Origin of the sequence: Pseudomonas sp. FP198 (assembly GCF_030687895.1) — a bacterium.
Classification (GTDB): domain Bacteria; phylum Pseudomonadota; class Gammaproteobacteria; order Pseudomonadales; family Pseudomonadaceae; genus Aquipseudomonas.
The window spans coordinates 3,737,764-3,754,920 of the sequence record NZ_CP117452.1 but is presented as its reverse complement, the minus strand read 5'-3'; the positions used below and the strand labels follow the sequence as shown (position 1 = coordinate 3,754,920).

The window sequence follows — 17,157 nt, the reverse complement described above, 5'->3', positions numbered from 1 at the left end:
AGAGTATCACCATTTTAGCTACGGCAATAGAAGCTGCCAAGAGCTCGTATGCTCCCGGTGGCGGGGTGTAATAACATAATAGAGCTATTAGTTTTTCTGTATAATCATATTTATCCAGCTAATATCACCGCGACCTGCTGAATCTGACGTTGCCCATGATTTGATGATACTGGCATTTGTCAAGGTCGAGACGATTTCATGAAGATCTGACTTCGTAAAATAACTAAACAACCTTCCGTCATTAAGTCGAGTTTGACCTTCACCTTCCTTGAGCGAAATGTATAGGTAGCCTCCCGATTTTAGAGCCTTGAGGATTGCTTTCAAAGTTTTAACGAATAACGCCTTTTGGATATGTACTAAAGACGCGCATGCCCATATCCCATCGTAGCTATCGATGAAGTTAATGTCTTCAGCCGCCATGTTGAAGATAGTGGCGTTAGTTTTGGATCTGGCGATTGCGGCCATTTTTCTTGAAGGCTCAATGCCATCAACTAAAAAACCTAGGTTCTGGAAATGTTTGATATCCCGCCCTGTACCACAGCCGACATCAAGAATTTTTGCACCTACATTTAACATGCTTGCGAAGCTATTCCACTGATCTGTAAGTTCAAGTTGAAATGTTTTTAAATCATAGGATTTTGCGAAGCTGTCATAGTACTCTATGGTTTGAGGGTCTGCTTTCATCGAGTTCAAAATTATCCCCTCTCAATAGGTTTAGCTTGATTTTCCCATACTTCAATCTGAGTATTTATCTCGTCATAGTCCTTCTTTGCTAAATCGTAGATTTGGCGGGGGAATACGGCGGTATACAATCTAGTCGGCTCAGATTGTCTCGGTTTCTTGGCCTGGGCATAAGCATCCTTCAAAGCTCGCAAGTGGGCCAAGTAAGTACCGAGACATCCACTTAACTCTAAGTTTTTAGGGTTTGCAAGGCCGGATGAGCGCTCAATTAGCGCAGAGAGCTGCTCGCCTACCTCAATGATTACCAAGACTTGGGGGAGTGAAGCTCTTATATGCTTACCTAAGTAAGGTAGGTCTTCTATTAATCTAAAGGGGGTGGCAGTACCTTCTGTAAAAATATGGAGTGCTTTCTTTGGCCGGGGCTCCATTAAGTTTGTTCTGTACCTATAGCGAGAGCCGTCAAATTTCTGAAGCTGATCATGTAACTGGGAGCTAAGCTCTTTGCTTTGGGCTAAAAGAACTAATAGTGGGCCATAGAAATCATTATTTTGCTTGTTTCTATATTCAAATATTTTTTGTTTTACTTCAAATGAGAACTTTTCTTTGCGCTCCTTAAGATTATGAGAAAGTTGACTTCTGTGAAGAAAAAAATTGATACCTCCGCCAATCAAAATACCTAGAAAACCGAATATTGCCGGATACAATTTTTCAAGTGTAGTTTGTTTTAGTGTCTCAATTCTTTTTACTATTTCGTCATTAGTACGTGAAATCGAATCCAATTTATCCACAAGGATGTGCTGAGGTTGGATAGAGAACTCTTTAGCTTTAAATTCTTCAGTTGAAGAAGGGGCTTCAAGCGGCTGGGGTGATGCAGATGGTTGCTGTGACTCAGCGTTTTGAAACTGAGTGCTCAAGGGCTTTGATTCAGTTAACTGAATCGCAGTAGGTAACGGTTTTGATTCTGCTGACTGGGCACCGGGAGGGCTATTAACCGAAAGCGAAAGCTCGTCAGCTAGCAATGGGGTGCTCATGATCGAGAGAGAGAAGAATATCCGACAGTAAAATTTCATGGTGACCGGCTCAATTTGCACAAGCAGATATTAAGCCATGACTAAAAAAATTTGGCTACTGAAGATAGATGCTCGAGCATTCGGTAATGATGCGGTTTTTTATGAAACTAGAGAATTATTATATGCATGATGAACGGGGGGGCAGGCGGAGATGGATGCTTATTTCTATGGGAGGGGATACTTTAATATGTGTCCTAGCAAGTGGTCCAATGTCCTGCTGGCGGAGTGTTCCGCAACTATTATGCCAGAGATTTATTAATCCAAACTCAAAAACTTGAGTTTGGATTAGTTCTAACTAGTTAAAATGGCATTTTTTTAGTCATTTGCAATAAGGCGCGCTACATCCTTTATTGATCGAACATGTCCAATTTTATGTAGGCCCACTTCAATCAGCGACGCCACGTGCCTGACGGGATCCCAATTCAGATTGTTTTGATGTGTAAATTGTCGGAGCAGCGCCTCATAGATATCCAGGTGCTCTCCAAACAAAGTAGGAGCATTGAACTCCTGACCATCTAGGTCCGATACGCTGGCATTGCCTAAGCCACTGTCATCCGCAAGGGCGAGGGCAATGGCGTATCGACTTAAGATGTTAGGTGTAAGGCCCGTTTTTGATTTTAGATACTTCAGTTTCGCAGTAGAAGAAGCTGAAATTTTAAATTTGTGCGGAAATACGTTCATGCGTGTTGTGCCCACCGCCAGAAATAGCCTTCCTCTGCTTGAGTGGAACGAGTTTCTGGATTGTATACCAGGTGATAAGAGTGAGAAATGCTTCCTTGTAAGCCTTCGTAGAATGCATAATCAATTTCAGTATCTGTCGACAGGATAATCACTTGATGGCTAGTTTTGGGGAAGTAATTTTCCACGAGTTTTTTGCGATGAATAGAGTCGAGTCGGCCAAGCGGTGTATCAATGACGACTGGCAGGCTTCGCCCAGAGGTACGGGCTAAGGCCTCCAGAATAGAAATTGCAAAAATTTGTTTTTCACCCGCTGACAGTTCATCCTTACGAAGTGTTAAACCCTCATCATCAATAAGGACAACCTCGAAGGAAGTCGGATCTATCTGAATGCTCAGATTTCGACCTTCTTTCCGAGCGAGACCATTGAAAGATGTGTAAAACTGTGACTCAAGTTCCTTCAGCTTTTCGATCCGTGCGCGAGTAGAAAATTCTTTTAGAACCTCTCTGGCACTTTGAGCGAGCTCGGACAGCCTCTCTTCTTCTTGCGACTCGGAAATCTCTGTATATAACTGATCTAGATGACGCGCTGCTGACGATAATTGATTAAGAATCGTCTTTGCTTCTTCAACAAGTACAGATTTTTGTTCCTCCAGAACGGACAAGCGCCCCTGTAGTTGCCCTTGTTCGTTGAACAGGGGCGTCAGCACTTTTTCTTCTGGGGCTCTCCCGATATTTTCTTTTGCAGATTCGATCCCTGTGTCCGTGTCCTGAAGCGTCATCGCTAGGGCAGATGCGCGTTGCTGGAGTGAGCTCACATCGTTCGTCAGCCGATGAGCAATACTGGATCTCTGAGTATCAGAGAGTTCATGTACTGGCGGTTGGTTTCGATCGCTACTACCGAGTTCTGAACCGAATGTCCTAAGGAAAATTTCTTGAAGGGCAGGGCGCTGCTGGTTGCTAATTTTTAGCGTCGATTCAAGCTCAGCCAGAAAATTGCTTTGCTGACGTTCCAGATACTCAGAAAGTACCTGTGCTTTTTCCGTGCGCTGCTCAGCGTCCAATTGCGCAAGAAGTTTTTCGTTGAGTTTACAAGTAATAGAAAAGGGCAATAAACCACTCAGCATCTCATGCAAGGTATGTTCTATCGCCTTTTTCTCACTAAGCAATGAGTCGAGACTAGCAGCTTCTTGCTCTCTTGTGGCGCTCCAAGCACCACCTCGCGCATTAATCTTCGCCTCAATATTGGCTAGATTCTTATTAGCCTCTACGGTACTTACGCGCATATGGACAAGCTTTTCGCGTGTCTCTGCGAGTTGCTTTTTTAGATCCTCGTACGTGCGCTCGGCCGTAGCTATCTTCTGCTTGCGATCATCGGAGGCTTTTTTTACTGAGCGCCCTCTGATAATCACCGATAGATCGGAATGCAGTCTGTCGATCAGATCCAAACCTAGAAGCTTGTTGATAGAGTCTCGCAAGGCATCTCCGGATGTTTCTTCTGCGAGGCTCGCGATTTTTTCGCCGTCGAAGAAGAACAACTCGGAAACACCAATTGGGATCAGCTCGTTGAGGAAAGCCTGGGCTTGCTCATAGGAGAGAGTTCGGTCAGATGCTGACCGTCCTTTGAAATAATAAGACCTTCCTTGATCTTGCCGCCATGATCAACAAACCAATCTCGAGTCAATTGATAGCTCGAAATCACTCCGTATTGCGCATAGCGAAATGTTAGATCGACGGACGCTCGTGTAGGTTTGGCAATGCTATTGTGTGCTCTATGAATGCAATCACGAAGATATTGGTGATAGTCCGCGATCGTAGCGCCAGACCCGAGCACGCCTTTGCCATACAAGGCAAGCTTCAGTGCGCTCAGAATGGTTGTCTTGCCGCCGCCATTTAAGCCACCAAACAAAACGATAGGAGCGTTTTTGCCTCTTTTGATCTTGGGTACCAAGTCAAAGTTGTGTGCGCCGCTAAACACACGGAAATCTAGTACTGAAAGGGAGTCAATAATCATTGCAGCAAGCCATCTATTTCTGCTTTCAGGGATTCGAAAGAGGTTTTATATGTGTCGTTAACTTTAGGAACGGCGCGCCGCTCCATAGCCTCATCAAGCCCACCCCAGTCCTGCTCCAGGATCTTCTGCAATTCCTCCAGAATCCCTTTGCGGCGTGATAGGCCGGAGAACGACAGCTCTGTATCTATCAGCTTCATGATCAATACAGCTGGCACGCCATGTTCCGCTTCCAGTGCATTGAGGATGGCGGCATCAGGCTCAGTGAACGCGCCGGCATCATTCTTGATCCACTCCACCGTATCCGCGGGATAGACCTCGGCATAAATTTTTGGGAGCGAATCAATCCAGTCTGGCTCATTCGGATCTTTCAGCCATTGTTGGCGGATCACCTGCAGCTCATCCCGGCCAATCAGCTCAATATCACGATCGGTCTCACGGATGCCTTTTTCAATTTCCAAAAGCAGCTTGAGCCACTCTTTGCGATATTTCATCCAATACGGGCCAGGAACGTGCTTGGTTGCTGCATTTGTGTCGTCGTCGATTGCGCCTCTTGCGAAGGTGACTTTCCCTGTACGGCGTTTGTAGTTGCGGTACTCAGTTTTGTTCTCAGGAAGCGAGCTGGCATGCAACTGATTGCGGAACTGGAGCAACGGTAGCATCCAATCTTCACCGCTGTTTACGAGACCTTCAATCGCCTTGTCATGAGTCACCACGGTGCACGTCCAGCATCCGAAGCGGGAGTTACCGCAGGATGGGGTATTGGTGTCGATCACCAGTGGACACTCGCCAGCGTTGGAGTCCTTGTACAGCTCAAACAACACTCTATTTGAGCCACCCCATGGCCTGGCAGCACTCATGAGGTATTCCCACACATCATCGGCGTGCCATAGCTCAATTGGCATGTAGGTATAGGCATTTGGCAGGGTGGTGTGCCGGCCCAAAGCTGATCCATCGATTTTATGGCGCGTGATCACCTGCGCACGCGTGTTGCTTTCCTCACGTCTCGAGCCGAGCACCACCACGACTTCGCCGAACCGGGCTACCTTGTCTTTTATAAACTCGCTAACCGGATCGATTTTCATCCGCTCTGTGCACCAACGAAACGCCTTGGTCGGCGCGGGGTAGCCCTTACCTAGGAGGTTGGCCCAGAAGGTCTCGCCTACTTTGGGAGTGACAGAGTGGGCTGTCATCGGAATCTGATCTTTAACTGCTTGAGAGTTCACCGAATCAAGCACTTGGCGGATCATGTCCACTACAACGGGTGTTTCCACTCGAGTATCGGAGGAGACGACGTATACGTGCTTGTGGCGCTCCTTAGGCGGTAACATCTTTAAGGCGTAGTAAGTAAGCGAAAGGATGACGGTTGAGTCCTTTCCGCCGCTGAACCCCACTACCCAAGGACGATTATCGGCCTTGTAGATGCTTTGAAGTTCGCGGACAGCGTCCGCTAGCGGTCTTCCAGAAATGATCGCTTCTTGAACGAAATCATCGTGCGATGGGTAGAGGAATTGGTCATTGCTCATTGTTGAGGAAACCTGTTTTCTAACTCTCGTTCAGCCGTGGACAGCGGGACGCCAAGTTTTTTCTTGATAAGACTAGCGGTGAGCGCCACGTTCGTTGTGGCTTTAGAAATCCGCCCGTGGACCATGGCGCGACCTTCCCATTCAGGGTTAGCCCGTGACCAATCAATCTGGCGGAGCTGGCCGAGTGTTGTTTTCCACTCAGTCTCCTTACGGATAATCAGTTCAGCTCCAACGAGTCCCATTGCTTGCAGCATCACGCCGTGGGCATGAATGTAATTGTCTCGTAATTCGGACGTCGACAACTCCTTGTTTTTGGCCCTGATCCAGTCGGGCATCTGCAAGGACACTTCCCCCCAGAATGATTTTGCGAGCTCCCGTTCATTCTGCGCGATGAGATCGCCTTTCCCTTTTTTCAATAAGACGCGTGACGCGTTTTTTATGGCGCTGAGGGTAAAGAGCTTGGAGCTACGAGGGGAGAGACTCGATTTCTCTAGTTCCGTCATCCTTGAGAAAACATCTACGTTTTTGGCCAGATAACGGGCTAGATCGGAAATCAGGTCCCGATGATCGTAAAGGGTGCTGATGGAGCTGCTTGGCCTCACGGCATGCTTGTTGAGGTCCGCGAACATTTGCTGGCTACGAGTGAGGCCCTCATCAATGAAGAACAATACGGGAATACTATCGTAGCCGAGCTCTGGATTTTCACGAATTGCTTGCTCAATCGCAGCGCGGCGATGCTGACCGTCGTTGATGAGTATCTGGGCTTCCATCGGGATGGTGAGGGTACCGATGCTTTGCTCTAGGCCAGTGTCAGAAGCTGGATTGAATTGGACAACTCCATCAACAGAGGCGGTGATGGCGGACAGAGTGTAGTCATCGCGATTGTCAAGCAAATATGCAGAGATCTCAGGGACTCTAGCAAGGTTTAATGTTCGCTGCGCGCGCAAGTCAGCCGGGACATTATCCTCGTTGAAAATGAAGATTTTAGGCACGAGGCGCATGGGGCACATAGCTATATAGCATGGCCTACCAGCTTGGATGCCTCTGACACAAGGGAAGGAGTGGACGTAGGTATTCATGAGACTGCACGTGTTTTCTCTGTCGGTACGTCATTTTGCATATTTTTAACGTACACGCAAGATTAACTGCTCAGTCGGGCATCATGCGCCACGAAAATGCTAAGCCGTCACACCGTTAGGCGAGGCAGGATCGCTGTATAAAGGCTCCAGAGAGTGTAAATGGCAAGCCGTAGGGCAGGTAGATCGGCACTCCTCACAAATAAGGAGTGCCGAGTTAGAAAAGGTCATGCAAAAAAGTCTGAGCCATCAAAGCCAATTTTTGCCTCAATGTATGGCCTTGAGTGATTGCAATTGACAGTACACTGAGAAGTCTCCAAGTGATCTGTAAAGTCAGTTGCAACAACTTTCATTTCCACCGATTCAACGAGGCGCTGTACTGCTAGCTTTTCTTTTCTAAGCTTTATTGCTAGATAGAATTTTTTTGCAAGTGCTTCGTTTTCTGGAAGTTGATACCATTTTCTTAATATGGCATCTACGAGATCGCGTTTACTTTTCCTGCAAACGTTTGAAATTTTCGCATACCTATCATGATGATCGCCATGACGAACTTCCTCAACTGCATCCTTTAACCGTTCTGCTCCAATATCTAAAAATTGCGCAATTTCATCTAAGTTTAGATCTAAGACTGACCACAGCTCAAGTTCCGGGGTTAATTTTCGTGCCGACGGAAGGGCGGTAACATAAATGTGCTTTCCGGATAGTGGCTTTATTATCGCTGACTGATCTGCATCTAATACAGCAAGAATTTCAAATGGGGGATTGGGGGTTGGCTCAAAATGCTTTACAATTTTCTCGATATTAGAATCGCAGCGCATTTGAATTATAGGAAAGTCTGTTAGCATATCAGGATCGGATTTATCCAGAATATACTCAAGGAAGAATCTAGCCAGCTCGTCTTCCACAATATAGATACCCAAGATATTGCTAGATAGGCCTAGTGCGGAAAGATACTTTCTAACATGTTTTGGGTTGGATATCGCTGAGCGACTTTCTAAGCAGTATTGTGACAAAATCCTTATATTTTCAATTCCAACTTTAGAGAGGATGTGCTCCGAATGAGTTGAAAGGATGACCCAAAGCTTTTGCGAGAACGAGCGATCCGCGATCAAATCCATTAAGCGTAACTGGCTATATGCAGAAATAAAGTTTTCCGGCTCCTCAATGAATAGCAAGCTCTGAGGCTCTATATAGTGATAAATAAACCACGTTACGTATAGGCATGAAAGCTCCCCCATTCCCATGTCTGTATTTGTATAGCTTGACCCATTGGGTAGGGTAACTTCGAAGTACGGAAATGGAAAGCCATACTCATGCGGCATTGCGTCAGCAATCTCATAAAAAATTATGGATTGGTAGCTTTTTCCTACAATATTCTCAATTATTGACTTGAATTTCTGTTCGTTGAATGAACGATTATCATCCACGCCCTCAAGAAGCTCGTCCACATTATCGGTACTCCTCAGGTATTCTATAATTCGAGTGCACTCTCTCGAGGGTTCTAGGTAGTAAGCGCTGAATCCGCCTATGGCTGAAGCTTCAGGGGCGACCAGTTTATGATTTTTGTAAATGGTTGCATCAAACGTAGTGCCCGCAAATTTGCTGTGTGCAGCACTGACGTTGCCATCTATGAACGCAGAGTAAAGAAACTTTATAAGTGTTGTCTTTCCTACTCCATTTTTCCCACATATAGCAGTTATGGCAGACTTAAAGTTCAAGTCGACTTCGCTTTTAAATCCTGCGACACCTCTAACCCTAACATCTATAAGTCGGCATGGGTACTTATCGATTTTCAATACATCGCGCCATGCATCGTCAATAGCGGCTAGTCTCATTATTCAGACCTCCATTTCACTGCAGCATCCTCGATTAATGTTTTAATATCATCGCTGCTATTTCTGATTGACTCGATTATGCTTGCAACAACCTCATCTTCTGCGGTGTATAATGATCGGTTACTGTAACCAGACAAGGCCAGGCTTATATTTATTACTAAGTCGCGTATTAGTATAGAGCTGGTAGAGGTTACACGGGATGACGAGCGCTCAATGTATAGGAGCAGAAGCTCACGCAGCGCTCCACGATCGAAGCCAAAATATTCTGCGAGATCCTTATCAATCTGCAAGTTGTTCTTAACTTTGTTTTTTGCAAGCTCTAGATAGATAAAGCCTTTAAAAAAGCGTTCATCACCTAAGTCTCCCCCATCAATTAACTCGCTTGCCAGAACATATAGCCAGTTAAAGGAGGAGGCTTTGGTTAGGTTTATATCGTCCTCACTTGAAATCAGATTTTCTTTTACTTGCACTAGAAAGTCTATAGCGCCTTTAACTGCGTTGATGATTTCCTGAGAAAATCCGTCTTTATTTCTGAATCTAGCAGTTAGGGAGCGGTCGCTAATTGGCGTTCTCAATCCCGAGTTTTCTAGAATAAAACAAACTCTCGTTAGAAGGTCGTTATACGCCATTCGCGAGTTCGAGAACCCTAGAACCGTTTTATCAATGCCTTTTTTTGCCATATATGAAACCAGCGAAGAAACCTGATCTCTTATGCTTCCAAAAAATGCATTTCTTTGTTCGGCCGACGTAAGCTTTACCGACTGATTTAGGCGATGGAACAGCTCTCCCGGTTCGCCGTGATTGTAGTGAGTGATCTCATATATTTTCAAAAGATATCTTTGGAATTCGATCTTTTTATCTTCGGGTAAAGATGAGTACTTCAATCCTCCCAATTCAACGATATCGTCGTCTAGCGGTTCGATAGCTCCATCTATGGCGAATTTATTTTGCATAAAATCTCGAATGGCAGTTAGGCGTTGTTGACCATCCAAGACTTCAGCTTTATGTCCATCAATGCGAACTAGATGAATTGGAGGGACTTGCCACCCCCTAAAAATAGAGTCAATTAATAGTTTCTTTTTATTTGAGTCCCATACCTCGCCCCTTTGGAAGTCGGGTCTTAAATCAATGTTGTCGGCGATAATGTCGTCAAATACGCTTTTAATCTTTTCGTCTCGAGGTGTAACGTTCATTCGTTCTCCTTGTGCTTACTATTCAAGGTGCGGCCTTTAACTTGGTGGAGTTAGTTGGAGAGGGGTGGGCACGTGTCACTTATATAAAATATAAGCTGCCTTGCTTGAGGCTTTGCTTGAGCAAAATCTGAAGGGGAGAAATAGATTTCTTTTTTAACATGACGTCCCTGTCCTGATTTGTCATCGTCAAAGGTCGATGAGCCGAGTTTCTTGATTGTTAGGCTTAGAAGAACTGAGCTGTACCCAGACCTTGATCGCCACGTGAAAGCAATGATGGCATTTTAGCTCATCATGTCGAATTTCGCATTATCTGGCCGACGGATTGCCTCAAGCGCTGGTCTGCTGAACTTAAGCCCGCCAGGATGCTAGAAAGTTTTTTCTCGAGCGGCGCAGTCTTGCTGTTCTTTCAGTTTTTCCGTTCTCCGTAATCCATCCGCGCTTCGATCTGAAACGTCAATTCGTCCGTTGAGATCCATTCAAACTGTGGGCTTTGCAGGGACATGAAATTTGGCTCCATGGAGAACCTGGGCGGCGTTTTGGGGGCGGTGGCGGTGAGATCGGGTGTTGCCCGCGGAGGCGTTAAGCGGGGCGCGCCTCCAGACGACGTCACTCCGGCGCCATCAGCACCGCGAGTGTCATCTTGATAAACTCTTCGTTTTTGCTGATTGTGTCTAGCGCACCGCGAACATTCTCGGCGACATCAGCAGACCCGCGATGCTCGACCCAAAGTGTTAGCTCCATGATGGCAGCTTCGAGGGCGAGTTGGTTTTGATTGATCTTGAAAAGCAAGGAAGGGAGTAGATCTGAATTGGTCATTGGTTATCCTCCGTGTCAGGACAGCGTAGCAGCAGGAAAATTGAGAAGATCAATTGTCTAAACGTTACGATGAGAGCCCATTCAAAGTCGTATTTCCTGAGCTCTAGATCGTCGCCGACTACTCAGACCACCAACCTTTCTCTGCCTGTCCGTAATATGAGCCACTGAACCAGCTTTCTAACTCTACGTCCAAATTGGTAATTAATGCCAGATTCCCCTGCAAAGGATCCAAGAGATTAGCCTGCTTGCGAGCCCAGTCGATCCAAGGCTTTGCAATTTCTTGATCTGCAATCGGAGCAATTTTCAGGCGATCTTCCACCGCTTTTATGAAGGCTCGTAAGCGCTCGGCTCGCTCCCATCGCTCTGTATGTCTAACGACGTTTAGTCTGAGGCGGCGTTGAGTCTCTGTTGTACGGGCTCGTTCAAGACGTCGTCTTTCATCTTCAGCCCATTCACGATTTCTTGTCTCCTCTTTCTCTCTGAGGACTTTGATAGAAACTGATGCGGAACTTAAGCCCGTCAGGATGCTAGAAAGTTTTTTCTCGAGCGGAGCGGTCTTGGTGTCCTTCCAGTTTTTCCGTTCTCCGTAATCCATCCGCGCTTCGATCTGAAACGTCAATTCGCCAGTTGAGGTCCATTCAAACTGTGGGCGTCGCAGGGACATGAAATTAGGCTCCCATGGAGCACCTGGGCGGCGTTTTGGGGGCGGTGGCGGTGGGATCGGGTGTTTGTCTAATCGCTCTATGAGTCGCACGGCCATGGTCTCGCCCTTAACAATGGCAATGGTTTTTCCTTCAGCGTTGATCTTCCATGAACAACCTTCAGCTTCACCCTCTTTGATCAATGCATCAAAAAGGATTGCGCAGCGTTCTATCAATGTCGATGAAATCATCACATTCAATACACGCTTGCCTGCGTAGTCGAGGTAGCCGTCCTTGACCTTCGACGTTTTTGCGCGCTTTAGCCATTGACTCACTAGCGCGTGAGGCTCGGATAATTGATAGGGGGCTTCAATCTTCCGCCGGACTATAGGTGAGTTCAAATCAGTGCCAGTCGCGACGAGCGAGTTGTCACGGTCGAGCACTTGGAATCGGACATTGCCTTCGACCTGAGGAGGTTTGGGTTTGCGTTGTCGCTGCTTTTCCGATTTGGCCCAGTGGCCACGCCCAGGGAGAGGGATGCCGGCTTTGCGACAAGCTTTGGCGACGGCGACGTCGGAAACACCAATTTCGTGGGCCAGTTTGACCATGGATGTTTGCCACACTTTTTCGAACAGTTCCGCAACGGTGAAGCTCACGAATGTATACATGCAGTCGGTCACCTTTGCTCATCGCGAATTTAAGGTCACAACGCCGGTTGTCGCGGATGTTAAGTTCCTGAGAGCGCTGGGTGCAACAACCCTATGAGGGTGTTCGCGTCTATGTCGCCGCGTACGCTGGAAAAGACAACTTCGACTCGTTTGGCGTGTGCTCGTAGGTCGAGGACAGCACCGCACTGAGTCGATCGCCCAGCAGGTTCCAGGCGTTTTTCTTCTCGTCGGCATAGTCGTGATGCAAGTAGTGGCGTCTCACCCGAGAGCCGGCCAGTACATGATTTTGGCAGCGATCAATGACGTCCAGGCTAACGCCTAAGGCTTGCATCATGGTCGCCCCCGTACGGCGCAAGTCATGCGGCGTCCAGTCGCCGTTTTGGCCGTCGGCAAGGACCAGGGTATCGTCATGGCACCGTCTGGAGAGGGCCTTGCGGTTTTTGAACCGGGCTTGACGGTCACCCACCTGCTTGCTCACCACTTTCACGTCCACATGCCCATCATCCTGCTTGTTCGGAAAGCACCACAGGGAGTCTCCCGTCAGGGTCTTGAGTTCCTGAAAGAAATGCAAGGCGAAGGAGGAGAGGAAGACATGGTGGTCCTGTTTCTTGCCGCGGGTGCCTTTGACGTTTTCGCTGGGGAGGAACCAGGTTTGCTGGTCCAGATCGACATTTTTCCATTCGGCCTGCAGCAATTCACCAATTCGGCACAGCGTGCCCAGGCTAATCCAGAGCGCGAGCTGCGTTTCCTTCTTTAGCGGACGAATGCCGTCGTATTTTTGGCCCGCGGGGAGGGCGTCGTAATCGGCGGTCATTTGCTGGAAACGGTTGTGCAGTTCCAACAGCTCCGCCGGGGAAAGGATACGGCTTCTTTCCGCCTCGTAGTCGGCGGGGATCAGAGGGGAAATGTCGACCAACTCAGTCGGATCGCCCTCGATCAATAAGGTCCGCCAGGGCTGACGCTTTCTAGCCCAGCTAAACATCTGGGTGAGGTCGGCGAAGAAACTGATGGCTTGCCGGTGAGCGCCGCGGTTGACCACGGCCCGGATTAGCGCCCGAACATCGTGTTCGGAAACATTGTTCACCGCTGTCCTACCGAGTGCTGGCAAAAGGTCCTTGTTAAAGCGCCGTTGCAACTCGGCATTGCCGTCTTTACGCGCGACGCCATCCAGCAGCCAGGCCTTGGCCAGATCCTGGACGGTCAGAGTTTGGACCTTCGTCGATTTTTCCTGATCGGCTTTTGCGTTCGTCGCGGCATGAGCCTGTGCCTTGGCGGTTTTCTTGTGCTCGTTGGGATTGATCTGCTCATCGATGAGCGCACGGGCCTGGTTGCGCGCCTTGCGGATGTCCGTCAGGGATTTGCGCGGCCAGGACCCGCAGGAGTACTCTTTATTCTGCTCGCCCCAGCGATAGCGATAGAAAAAGCTGACCGACACACCGTCCTTACGGACTGAGATTCGACCGGCCAGATTGCCATCCTCCCTAAGGATTCGGCCGGCATCGTTGGCGGTCAGCGACTCGAGTTCTTTGATGGTGATTTTGGCCATGAAACGGACTCCCCCTACTTTTACCCCCACAAAAACGTCGGCTCTTGATGGACGTTGCTGGACTCTCGTAGAGCAGAACACCGCTGGAGCTCAAGTAAATACTAGCTTATAAAAATCCAGAGTAAAATTTTGGAAGCTTTCAAGAAGTATGAAAAAGGAGATGGGGTGCTAGCGGTCGAGTGTTCGAATCACTCCGTCCCGACCATATTTTTCAGTGACTTAGCCCAACTCTAACCAGTTGGGCTTTTTCATGGGCGGGAGTTTTGCGGGACTCCTCGATTTTTCACGCATGCTTCCTCTTCAAGATTGTCAGCACCGGTCCACGCGAATCGGTTGCTGATACCTTATTTGCCGCCGCAATGAGCTGATCCAATTCCGCCGCCGAGTAGTGGTAGATGATGCTGTTCCTGTGGCCGAGCAGCGCTTTGCGATCCTCTTCAGTACACCTGCAGCACGCAGCCTTCTCCCAAAGGTGTGCTTCAAGTCGTGAATTCGGATTCTGGCAAAGCCGTCATGTGCCGGCCGCAAAAATTTCTCCTACCACTTCTTCGCCGCTCGGATGCGCGCGTTCTTCCAGGCCGAGTCATTCATGCGGTGAACGGTCGTTTCATTCCCCTCGCCATCTGGCTTGCCAAACGGGAACACATAGAGCGGATGCTTGCCGCGCTGCTTCTCGATCACTGACTTGGCAACGTCATTCATCACGACCAGACGTTCGTCTCGGTTCTTCACGCCAGCCCTGGCGCTTCTTCCCCCAAATCCTGCCGGTATTAGGAACAGCGGCTGACTTTGAAGGGGGAGGGAGTAGAGGTTTTTGGAGCTACGGCTACTCTCGAAGGGAGTCGGTTATAGCGGTGGCTCAGATGCTCAACGAAACGGATACGGTCGGACAAACGTTTAAGCGGGCTTTTTTCCGGGTAGATGGCGTGACGATGTATTTCTTTTGGGCTGTTTGGCTCGGGCTCACGACTTGGGCGCTGTTTGATCCTGGTCCTTTAAGAACACCTGCTTGGTTACTTTTCATCATCGGCCTGCTGAGTCCTTTTCTCTACATCCTGTTTGGTCTGATGCGCTTACCCGGGTTGTTGACGGCGCTTATCATCATTTTTTTCAATGCTAAATTCCTCTCGGTCTTCGTCTGACTTCTGAAGGCGAGGGAGTTACTGGATCGCGGCGGCTTCTAGCGCTTCGTCGATCTCTGGATATTCCGGGCGTGCAGGCGGATAGGCCGGAGCAGTCATCGCTTGGTCGATGGCTGCCCGGAGGTTCTCGCTGTAGTTCTCACTGACACCCCGCTCGTTTGGCTTGTCCATCCATGGCGCCTGGGACTGCTGGCAGTGGAGGTGGGCCGGACGGTCCATTCGAACCACGCTGGGATTTTCTGAAACAGAGGAAGTTGGTGCATTCCAGGTTTTAGCGATCCTTTTTCTTGGCCCGATCTATCTGTTTTTTGCGCAACTCTGGTTCCATCTATTGATCTGGGTAACTGCGATTGGCTTGGGGGTCATAGCGGGCCCACCTTGGATGGGTATACCCGTTATCTGCCTCCCCATTGGATACTGCTTTTTTATCCGGAAAATTGTCGCTGATGTCTATTTGAAGAAGGGCTGGGAAGAAGTACCGGACGCGCCCTGATCTGCCGAGCGCGGAGCATCAGACACACCGCACCCGCTGGTTTTACGACTGCTTCGCAGCCGAGCGGGAGCAAGCTCCCTCGCCACAGGTCTGCGTTTCTCTAGAGTGAACAGCGTTAGGCTCTCAGCCTTGCACCGCGAAAAACTCATTTCCCCCCAGTCACATCAAGAAACGTCCCCGTCACAAACGACGCCTCTCCACCCGCCAGCCATAAAATCGCCCGTGCCACTTCCTCCGGTTGGCCTCCTCGACCCATGGGGATCGAATCCTTCACCCGATCAACCCGTCCCGGCTCGCCGCCGCTGGCGTGCATTTCGGTGTAGATGTGTCCGGGGCGAATGCAGTTGACGCGTATGCCTTCCCGGGCCACTTCTTTGGCGAGGCCGATGGTGAAGGTCTCCAAGGCGCCCTTTGAGGCCGCGTAGTCGACGTATTCATTGGGACTGCCCAGGCGCGCGGATGCCGAAGAGATGTTGATGATCGCGCCGCCCGGGCCGTTATGCCGGTACGCCATGCGCTTCACTGCCTGCTGGGCGCAGAGAATCGGGCCGATGGAGTTGACCGCGAAGATGCGCTGCATGCGCTCGAAGCCAAGGTCTTCCAGGCGTGACTGAGCCGATAGGATGCCCGCGTTATTGACCAGGACGTCGATGCGCCCGAACGAGCGGTCGATGGCCGCGAACAGATCGGCGACCTGTTCGGGGTCGGCACTGTCGGCGCGCATGGCCAGCGCGCGGCGTCCGAGTGATTCCACATCCGCCGCCACTGCCAGCGCTGCGGGCTCGTTGGCAACGTAGCTGATCGCGACGTCGTAGCCTTGTGCGGCGGCCAGCCGCGCGGTGGCGGCGCCCACTCCGCGACTTCCTCCGGTTATCAGGACCAGCGGTGCCTGCGAGTCATTGACCATGGTGAATAGCCCTCCTGAGCAGTTGGCTGTGTCAGCCGATGATAATGGTGCCGCAGACGATCACTGCGCACGCCAGGATCCGGCGGGCGGTGAGTGTCTCGCCGAGGAAGATGGCGCCGATCAGCGCTGCAAACAGCACGCTGGTTTCGCGCAATGCCGATACCGCCCCCAGGGGCGCTTCGTTCATGGCGTAGATGACGATTCCATAGGCCAGCAAGGAGACGAGCCCGCCGGCCGCGGCGCTGAATATTCCCGGGCGGACGGAGAACAGGCTGCGTGCGTCGCGCAGGCCGATGTAGACCATCGGCATCAGCACGCCCCACAACGCGCACATCCAGACGGTGTAGGCGAGCGGCGCGCCGGAGAGCCTGGCGCCGATGCCGTCGACGACGCTATAGGCGGCGATGAAACAGCCGGTGCCCAGCGCGTAGGGCAGGCTGGGCACCGACAGTTGGCGGCCCCTGAAGGCCAGGGAAATGATCCCGCCGGACACCAGCGCAATCCCCAGCAGGACGCCGGGGGCGATGCTTTCTCCGGCGAAGACGGCGGCGCCCAGGGCGATCAGCGCCGGTGATGAACCACGGGAAATCGGGTAGACCTGTCCCAGGTCGCCGACCCGGTAGCTGCGCACCAGGAACAGGTTGTAGCCGACGTGCAGTACGGCTGAAAGCACCGCATAACCCCAACTGGCGGCAGCCGGTGGCACCATGAATGCTGCGGCGACGACGCAGGTCACGGCGATGGCGATGCACATGATCGTCATTGACCACAGCCGATCGGCACCGCGGCGCAGCAAGGCGTTCCAGCCGGCATGCAGGAGCGCGGCGAAAAGAACCAGTGAGATGATATGGATAGGCATGCGCCATTCTAGGCA

General features: G+C 50.0%; 16 protein-coding genes and 1 pseudogene. 1 reads left to right on the top strand and 16 read right to left on the bottom strand.

Annotated elements, in window-relative coordinates; genetic code table 11:
* Positions 1 to 87 precede the first annotated feature (87 nt).
* The 13 genes and pseudogenes from PSH78_RS17040 to PSH78_RS16980 all read right to left on the bottom strand — a co-directional run.
* Positions 88 to 684 (bottom strand): class I SAM-dependent methyltransferase, encoded by a 597-nt coding sequence (locus PSH78_RS17040; protein WP_240961756.1) that lies wholly within the window; start codon positions 682 to 684, stop codon positions 88 to 90.
* A gap of 11 nt (positions 685 to 695) precedes the next feature.
* Entirely contained in the window at positions 696 to 1,751 is a 1,056-nt protein-coding gene (locus PSH78_RS17035) for a hypothetical protein (RefSeq protein ID WP_305495634.1), read from the bottom strand.
* Between the two features lie 315 nt (positions 1,752 to 2,066).
* Positions 2,067 to 2,432, bottom strand: a complete 366-nt coding sequence (locus tag PSH78_RS17030) for a DndE family protein (RefSeq protein WP_168224081.1) — start codon at positions 2,430 to 2,432, stop codon at positions 2,067 to 2,069.
* Positions 2,429 to 3,982: a DNA sulfur modification protein DndD gene (gene dndD, locus PSH78_RS17025; protein WP_305501309.1), complete on the bottom strand. Its 1,554-nt coding sequence runs from the start codon at positions 3,980 to 3,982 to the stop codon at positions 2,429 to 2,431. The genes PSH78_RS17030 and dndD overlap by 4 nt, the downstream gene beginning before the upstream one ends.
* 5 nt (positions 3,983 to 3,987) lie before the next feature.
* The gene (locus PSH78_RS17020) at positions 3,988 to 4,443 is read right to left on the bottom strand and encodes an AAA family ATPase (RefSeq protein WP_305495632.1); all 456 of its coding nucleotides are present in this window, start codon (positions 4,441 to 4,443) and stop codon (positions 3,988 to 3,990) included.
* On the bottom strand, positions 4,440 to 5,966 hold the full coding sequence (dndC, locus tag PSH78_RS17015) for a DNA phosphorothioation system sulfurtransferase DndC (RefSeq protein ID WP_168224083.1): 1,527 nt from the start codon (positions 5,964 to 5,966) through the stop codon (positions 4,440 to 4,442). The genes PSH78_RS17020 and dndC overlap by 4 nt, the downstream gene beginning before the upstream one ends.
* Complete coding sequence (gene dndB / locus PSH78_RS17010; protein ID WP_168224084.1) at positions 5,963 to 7,045, bottom strand: DNA sulfur modification protein DndB; 1,083 nt, start codon at positions 7,043 to 7,045, stop codon at positions 5,963 to 5,965. The genes dndC and dndB overlap by 4 nt, the downstream gene beginning before the upstream one ends.
* 224 nt (positions 7,046 to 7,269) lie before the next feature.
* Positions 7,270 to 8,877 (bottom strand): ATP-dependent endonuclease, encoded by a 1,608-nt coding sequence (locus PSH78_RS17005; protein WP_168224085.1) that lies wholly within the window; start codon positions 8,875 to 8,877, stop codon positions 7,270 to 7,272.
* Positions 8,877 to 10,070 carry a DUF262 domain-containing protein gene (locus tag PSH78_RS17000; RefSeq protein ID WP_219431539.1) on the bottom strand — a complete coding sequence of 398 codons (1,194 nt, stop codon included), beginning with the start codon at positions 10,068 to 10,070 and terminating at the stop codon, positions 8,877 to 8,879. Before PSH78_RS17000 ends, PSH78_RS17005 begins: the two co-directional genes overlap by 1 nt.
* Before the next feature lie 606 nt (positions 10,071 to 10,676).
* On the bottom strand, positions 10,677 to 10,886 hold the full coding sequence (locus PSH78_RS16995; RefSeq protein ID WP_057005999.1) for a hypothetical protein: 210 nt from the start codon (positions 10,884 to 10,886) through the stop codon (positions 10,677 to 10,679).
* Positions 10,887 to 11,004: 118 nt separating this feature from the next.
* The gene (locus tag PSH78_RS16990) at positions 11,005 to 12,195 is read right to left on the bottom strand and encodes a hypothetical protein (RefSeq protein ID WP_305495629.1); all 1,191 of its coding nucleotides are present in this window, start codon (positions 12,193 to 12,195) and stop codon (positions 11,005 to 11,007) included.
* A 109-nt stretch (positions 12,196 to 12,304) separates the two neighbouring features.
* Positions 12,305 to 13,741 (bottom strand): site-specific integrase, encoded by a 1,437-nt coding sequence (locus PSH78_RS16985; protein ID WP_219431541.1) that lies wholly within the window; start codon positions 13,739 to 13,741, stop codon positions 12,305 to 12,307.
* A 283-nt stretch (positions 13,742 to 14,024) separates the two neighbouring features.
* Positions 14,025 to 14,521: pseudogene (locus PSH78_RS16980) on the bottom strand (site-specific integrase); the annotation flags it as partial.
* 83 nt (positions 14,522 to 14,604) lie between these two features.
* Here PSH78_RS16980 and PSH78_RS16975 point away from each other — a divergent pair.
* Positions 14,605 to 14,883 (top strand): hypothetical protein, encoded by a 279-nt coding sequence (locus tag PSH78_RS16975; RefSeq protein WP_305495627.1) that lies wholly within the window; start codon positions 14,605 to 14,607, stop codon positions 14,881 to 14,883.
* A gap of 18 nt (positions 14,884 to 14,901) precedes the next feature.
* Here the strand turns inward: PSH78_RS16975 and PSH78_RS16970 are convergent, their stop codons facing one another.
* The 3 genes from PSH78_RS16970 to PSH78_RS16960 form a co-directional block, all read right to left on the bottom strand.
* On the bottom strand, positions 14,902 to 15,054 hold the full coding sequence (locus tag PSH78_RS16970; protein WP_305495626.1) for a hypothetical protein: 153 nt from the start codon (positions 15,052 to 15,054) through the stop codon (positions 14,902 to 14,904).
* 467 nt (positions 15,055 to 15,521) lie between these two features.
* On the bottom strand, positions 15,522 to 16,283 hold the full coding sequence (locus PSH78_RS16965; protein WP_305495624.1) for an SDR family oxidoreductase: 762 nt from the start codon (positions 16,281 to 16,283) through the stop codon (positions 15,522 to 15,524).
* Positions 16,284 to 16,314: 31 nt separating this feature from the next.
* Entirely contained in the window at positions 16,315 to 17,142 is an 828-nt protein-coding gene (locus tag PSH78_RS16960) for an EamA family transporter (protein ID WP_305495622.1), read from the bottom strand.
* Positions 17,143 to 17,157 lie beyond the last annotated feature (15 nt).

Bases quoted from the DNA above. Each gene is read 5' to 3' on its own strand.
- PSH78_RS17040 (WP_240961756.1), bottom strand. From the start codon at position 684: ATGAAAGCAGACCCTCAAACCATAGAGTACTATGACAGCTTCGCAAAA.
- PSH78_RS17035 (WP_305495634.1), bottom strand. From the start codon at position 1,751: ATGAAATTTTACTGTCGGATATTCTTCTCTCTCTCGATCATGAGCACC.
- PSH78_RS17030 (WP_168224081.1), bottom strand. From the start codon at position 2,432: ATGAACGTATTTCCGCACAAATTTAAAATTTCAGCTTCTTCTACTGCG.
- PSH78_RS17020 (WP_305495632.1), bottom strand. From the start codon at position 4,443: ATGATTATTGACTCCCTTTCAGTACTAGATTTCCGTGTGTTTAGCGGC.
- dndC (WP_168224083.1), bottom strand. From the start codon at position 5,966: ATGAGCAATGACCAATTCCTCTACCCATCGCACGATGATTTCGTTCAA.
- dndB (WP_168224084.1), bottom strand. From the start codon at position 7,045: ATGAATACCTACGTCCACTCCTTCCCTTGTGTCAGAGGCATCCAAGCT.
- PSH78_RS17005 (WP_168224085.1), bottom strand. From the start codon at position 8,877: ATGAGACTAGCCGCTATTGACGATGCATGGCGCGATGTATTGAAAATC.
- PSH78_RS17000 (WP_219431539.1), bottom strand. From the start codon at position 10,070: ATGAACGTTACACCTCGAGACGAAAAGATTAAAAGCGTATTTGACGAC.
- PSH78_RS16995 (WP_057005999.1), bottom strand. From the start codon at position 10,886: ATGACCAATTCAGATCTACTCCCTTCCTTGCTTTTCAAGATCAATCAA.
- PSH78_RS16990 (WP_305495629.1), bottom strand. From the start codon at position 12,195: ATGTATACATTCGTGAGCTTCACCGTTGCGGAACTGTTCGAAAAAGTG.
- PSH78_RS16985 (WP_219431541.1), bottom strand. From the start codon at position 13,741: ATGGCCAAAATCACCATCAAAGAACTCGAGTCGCTGACCGCCAACGAT.
- PSH78_RS16975 (WP_305495627.1), top strand. From the start codon at position 14,605: ATGCTCAACGAAACGGATACGGTCGGACAAACGTTTAAGCGGGCTTTT.
- PSH78_RS16970 (WP_305495626.1), bottom strand. From the start codon at position 15,054: ATGGACAAGCCAAACGAGCGGGGTGTCAGTGAGAACTACAGCGAGAAC.
- PSH78_RS16965 (WP_305495624.1), bottom strand. From the start codon at position 16,283: ATGGTCAATGACTCGCAGGCACCGCTGGTCCTGATAACCGGAGGAAGT.
- PSH78_RS16960 (WP_305495622.1), bottom strand. From the start codon at position 17,142: ATGCCTATCCATATCATCTCACTGGTTCTTTTCGCCGCGCTCCTGCAT.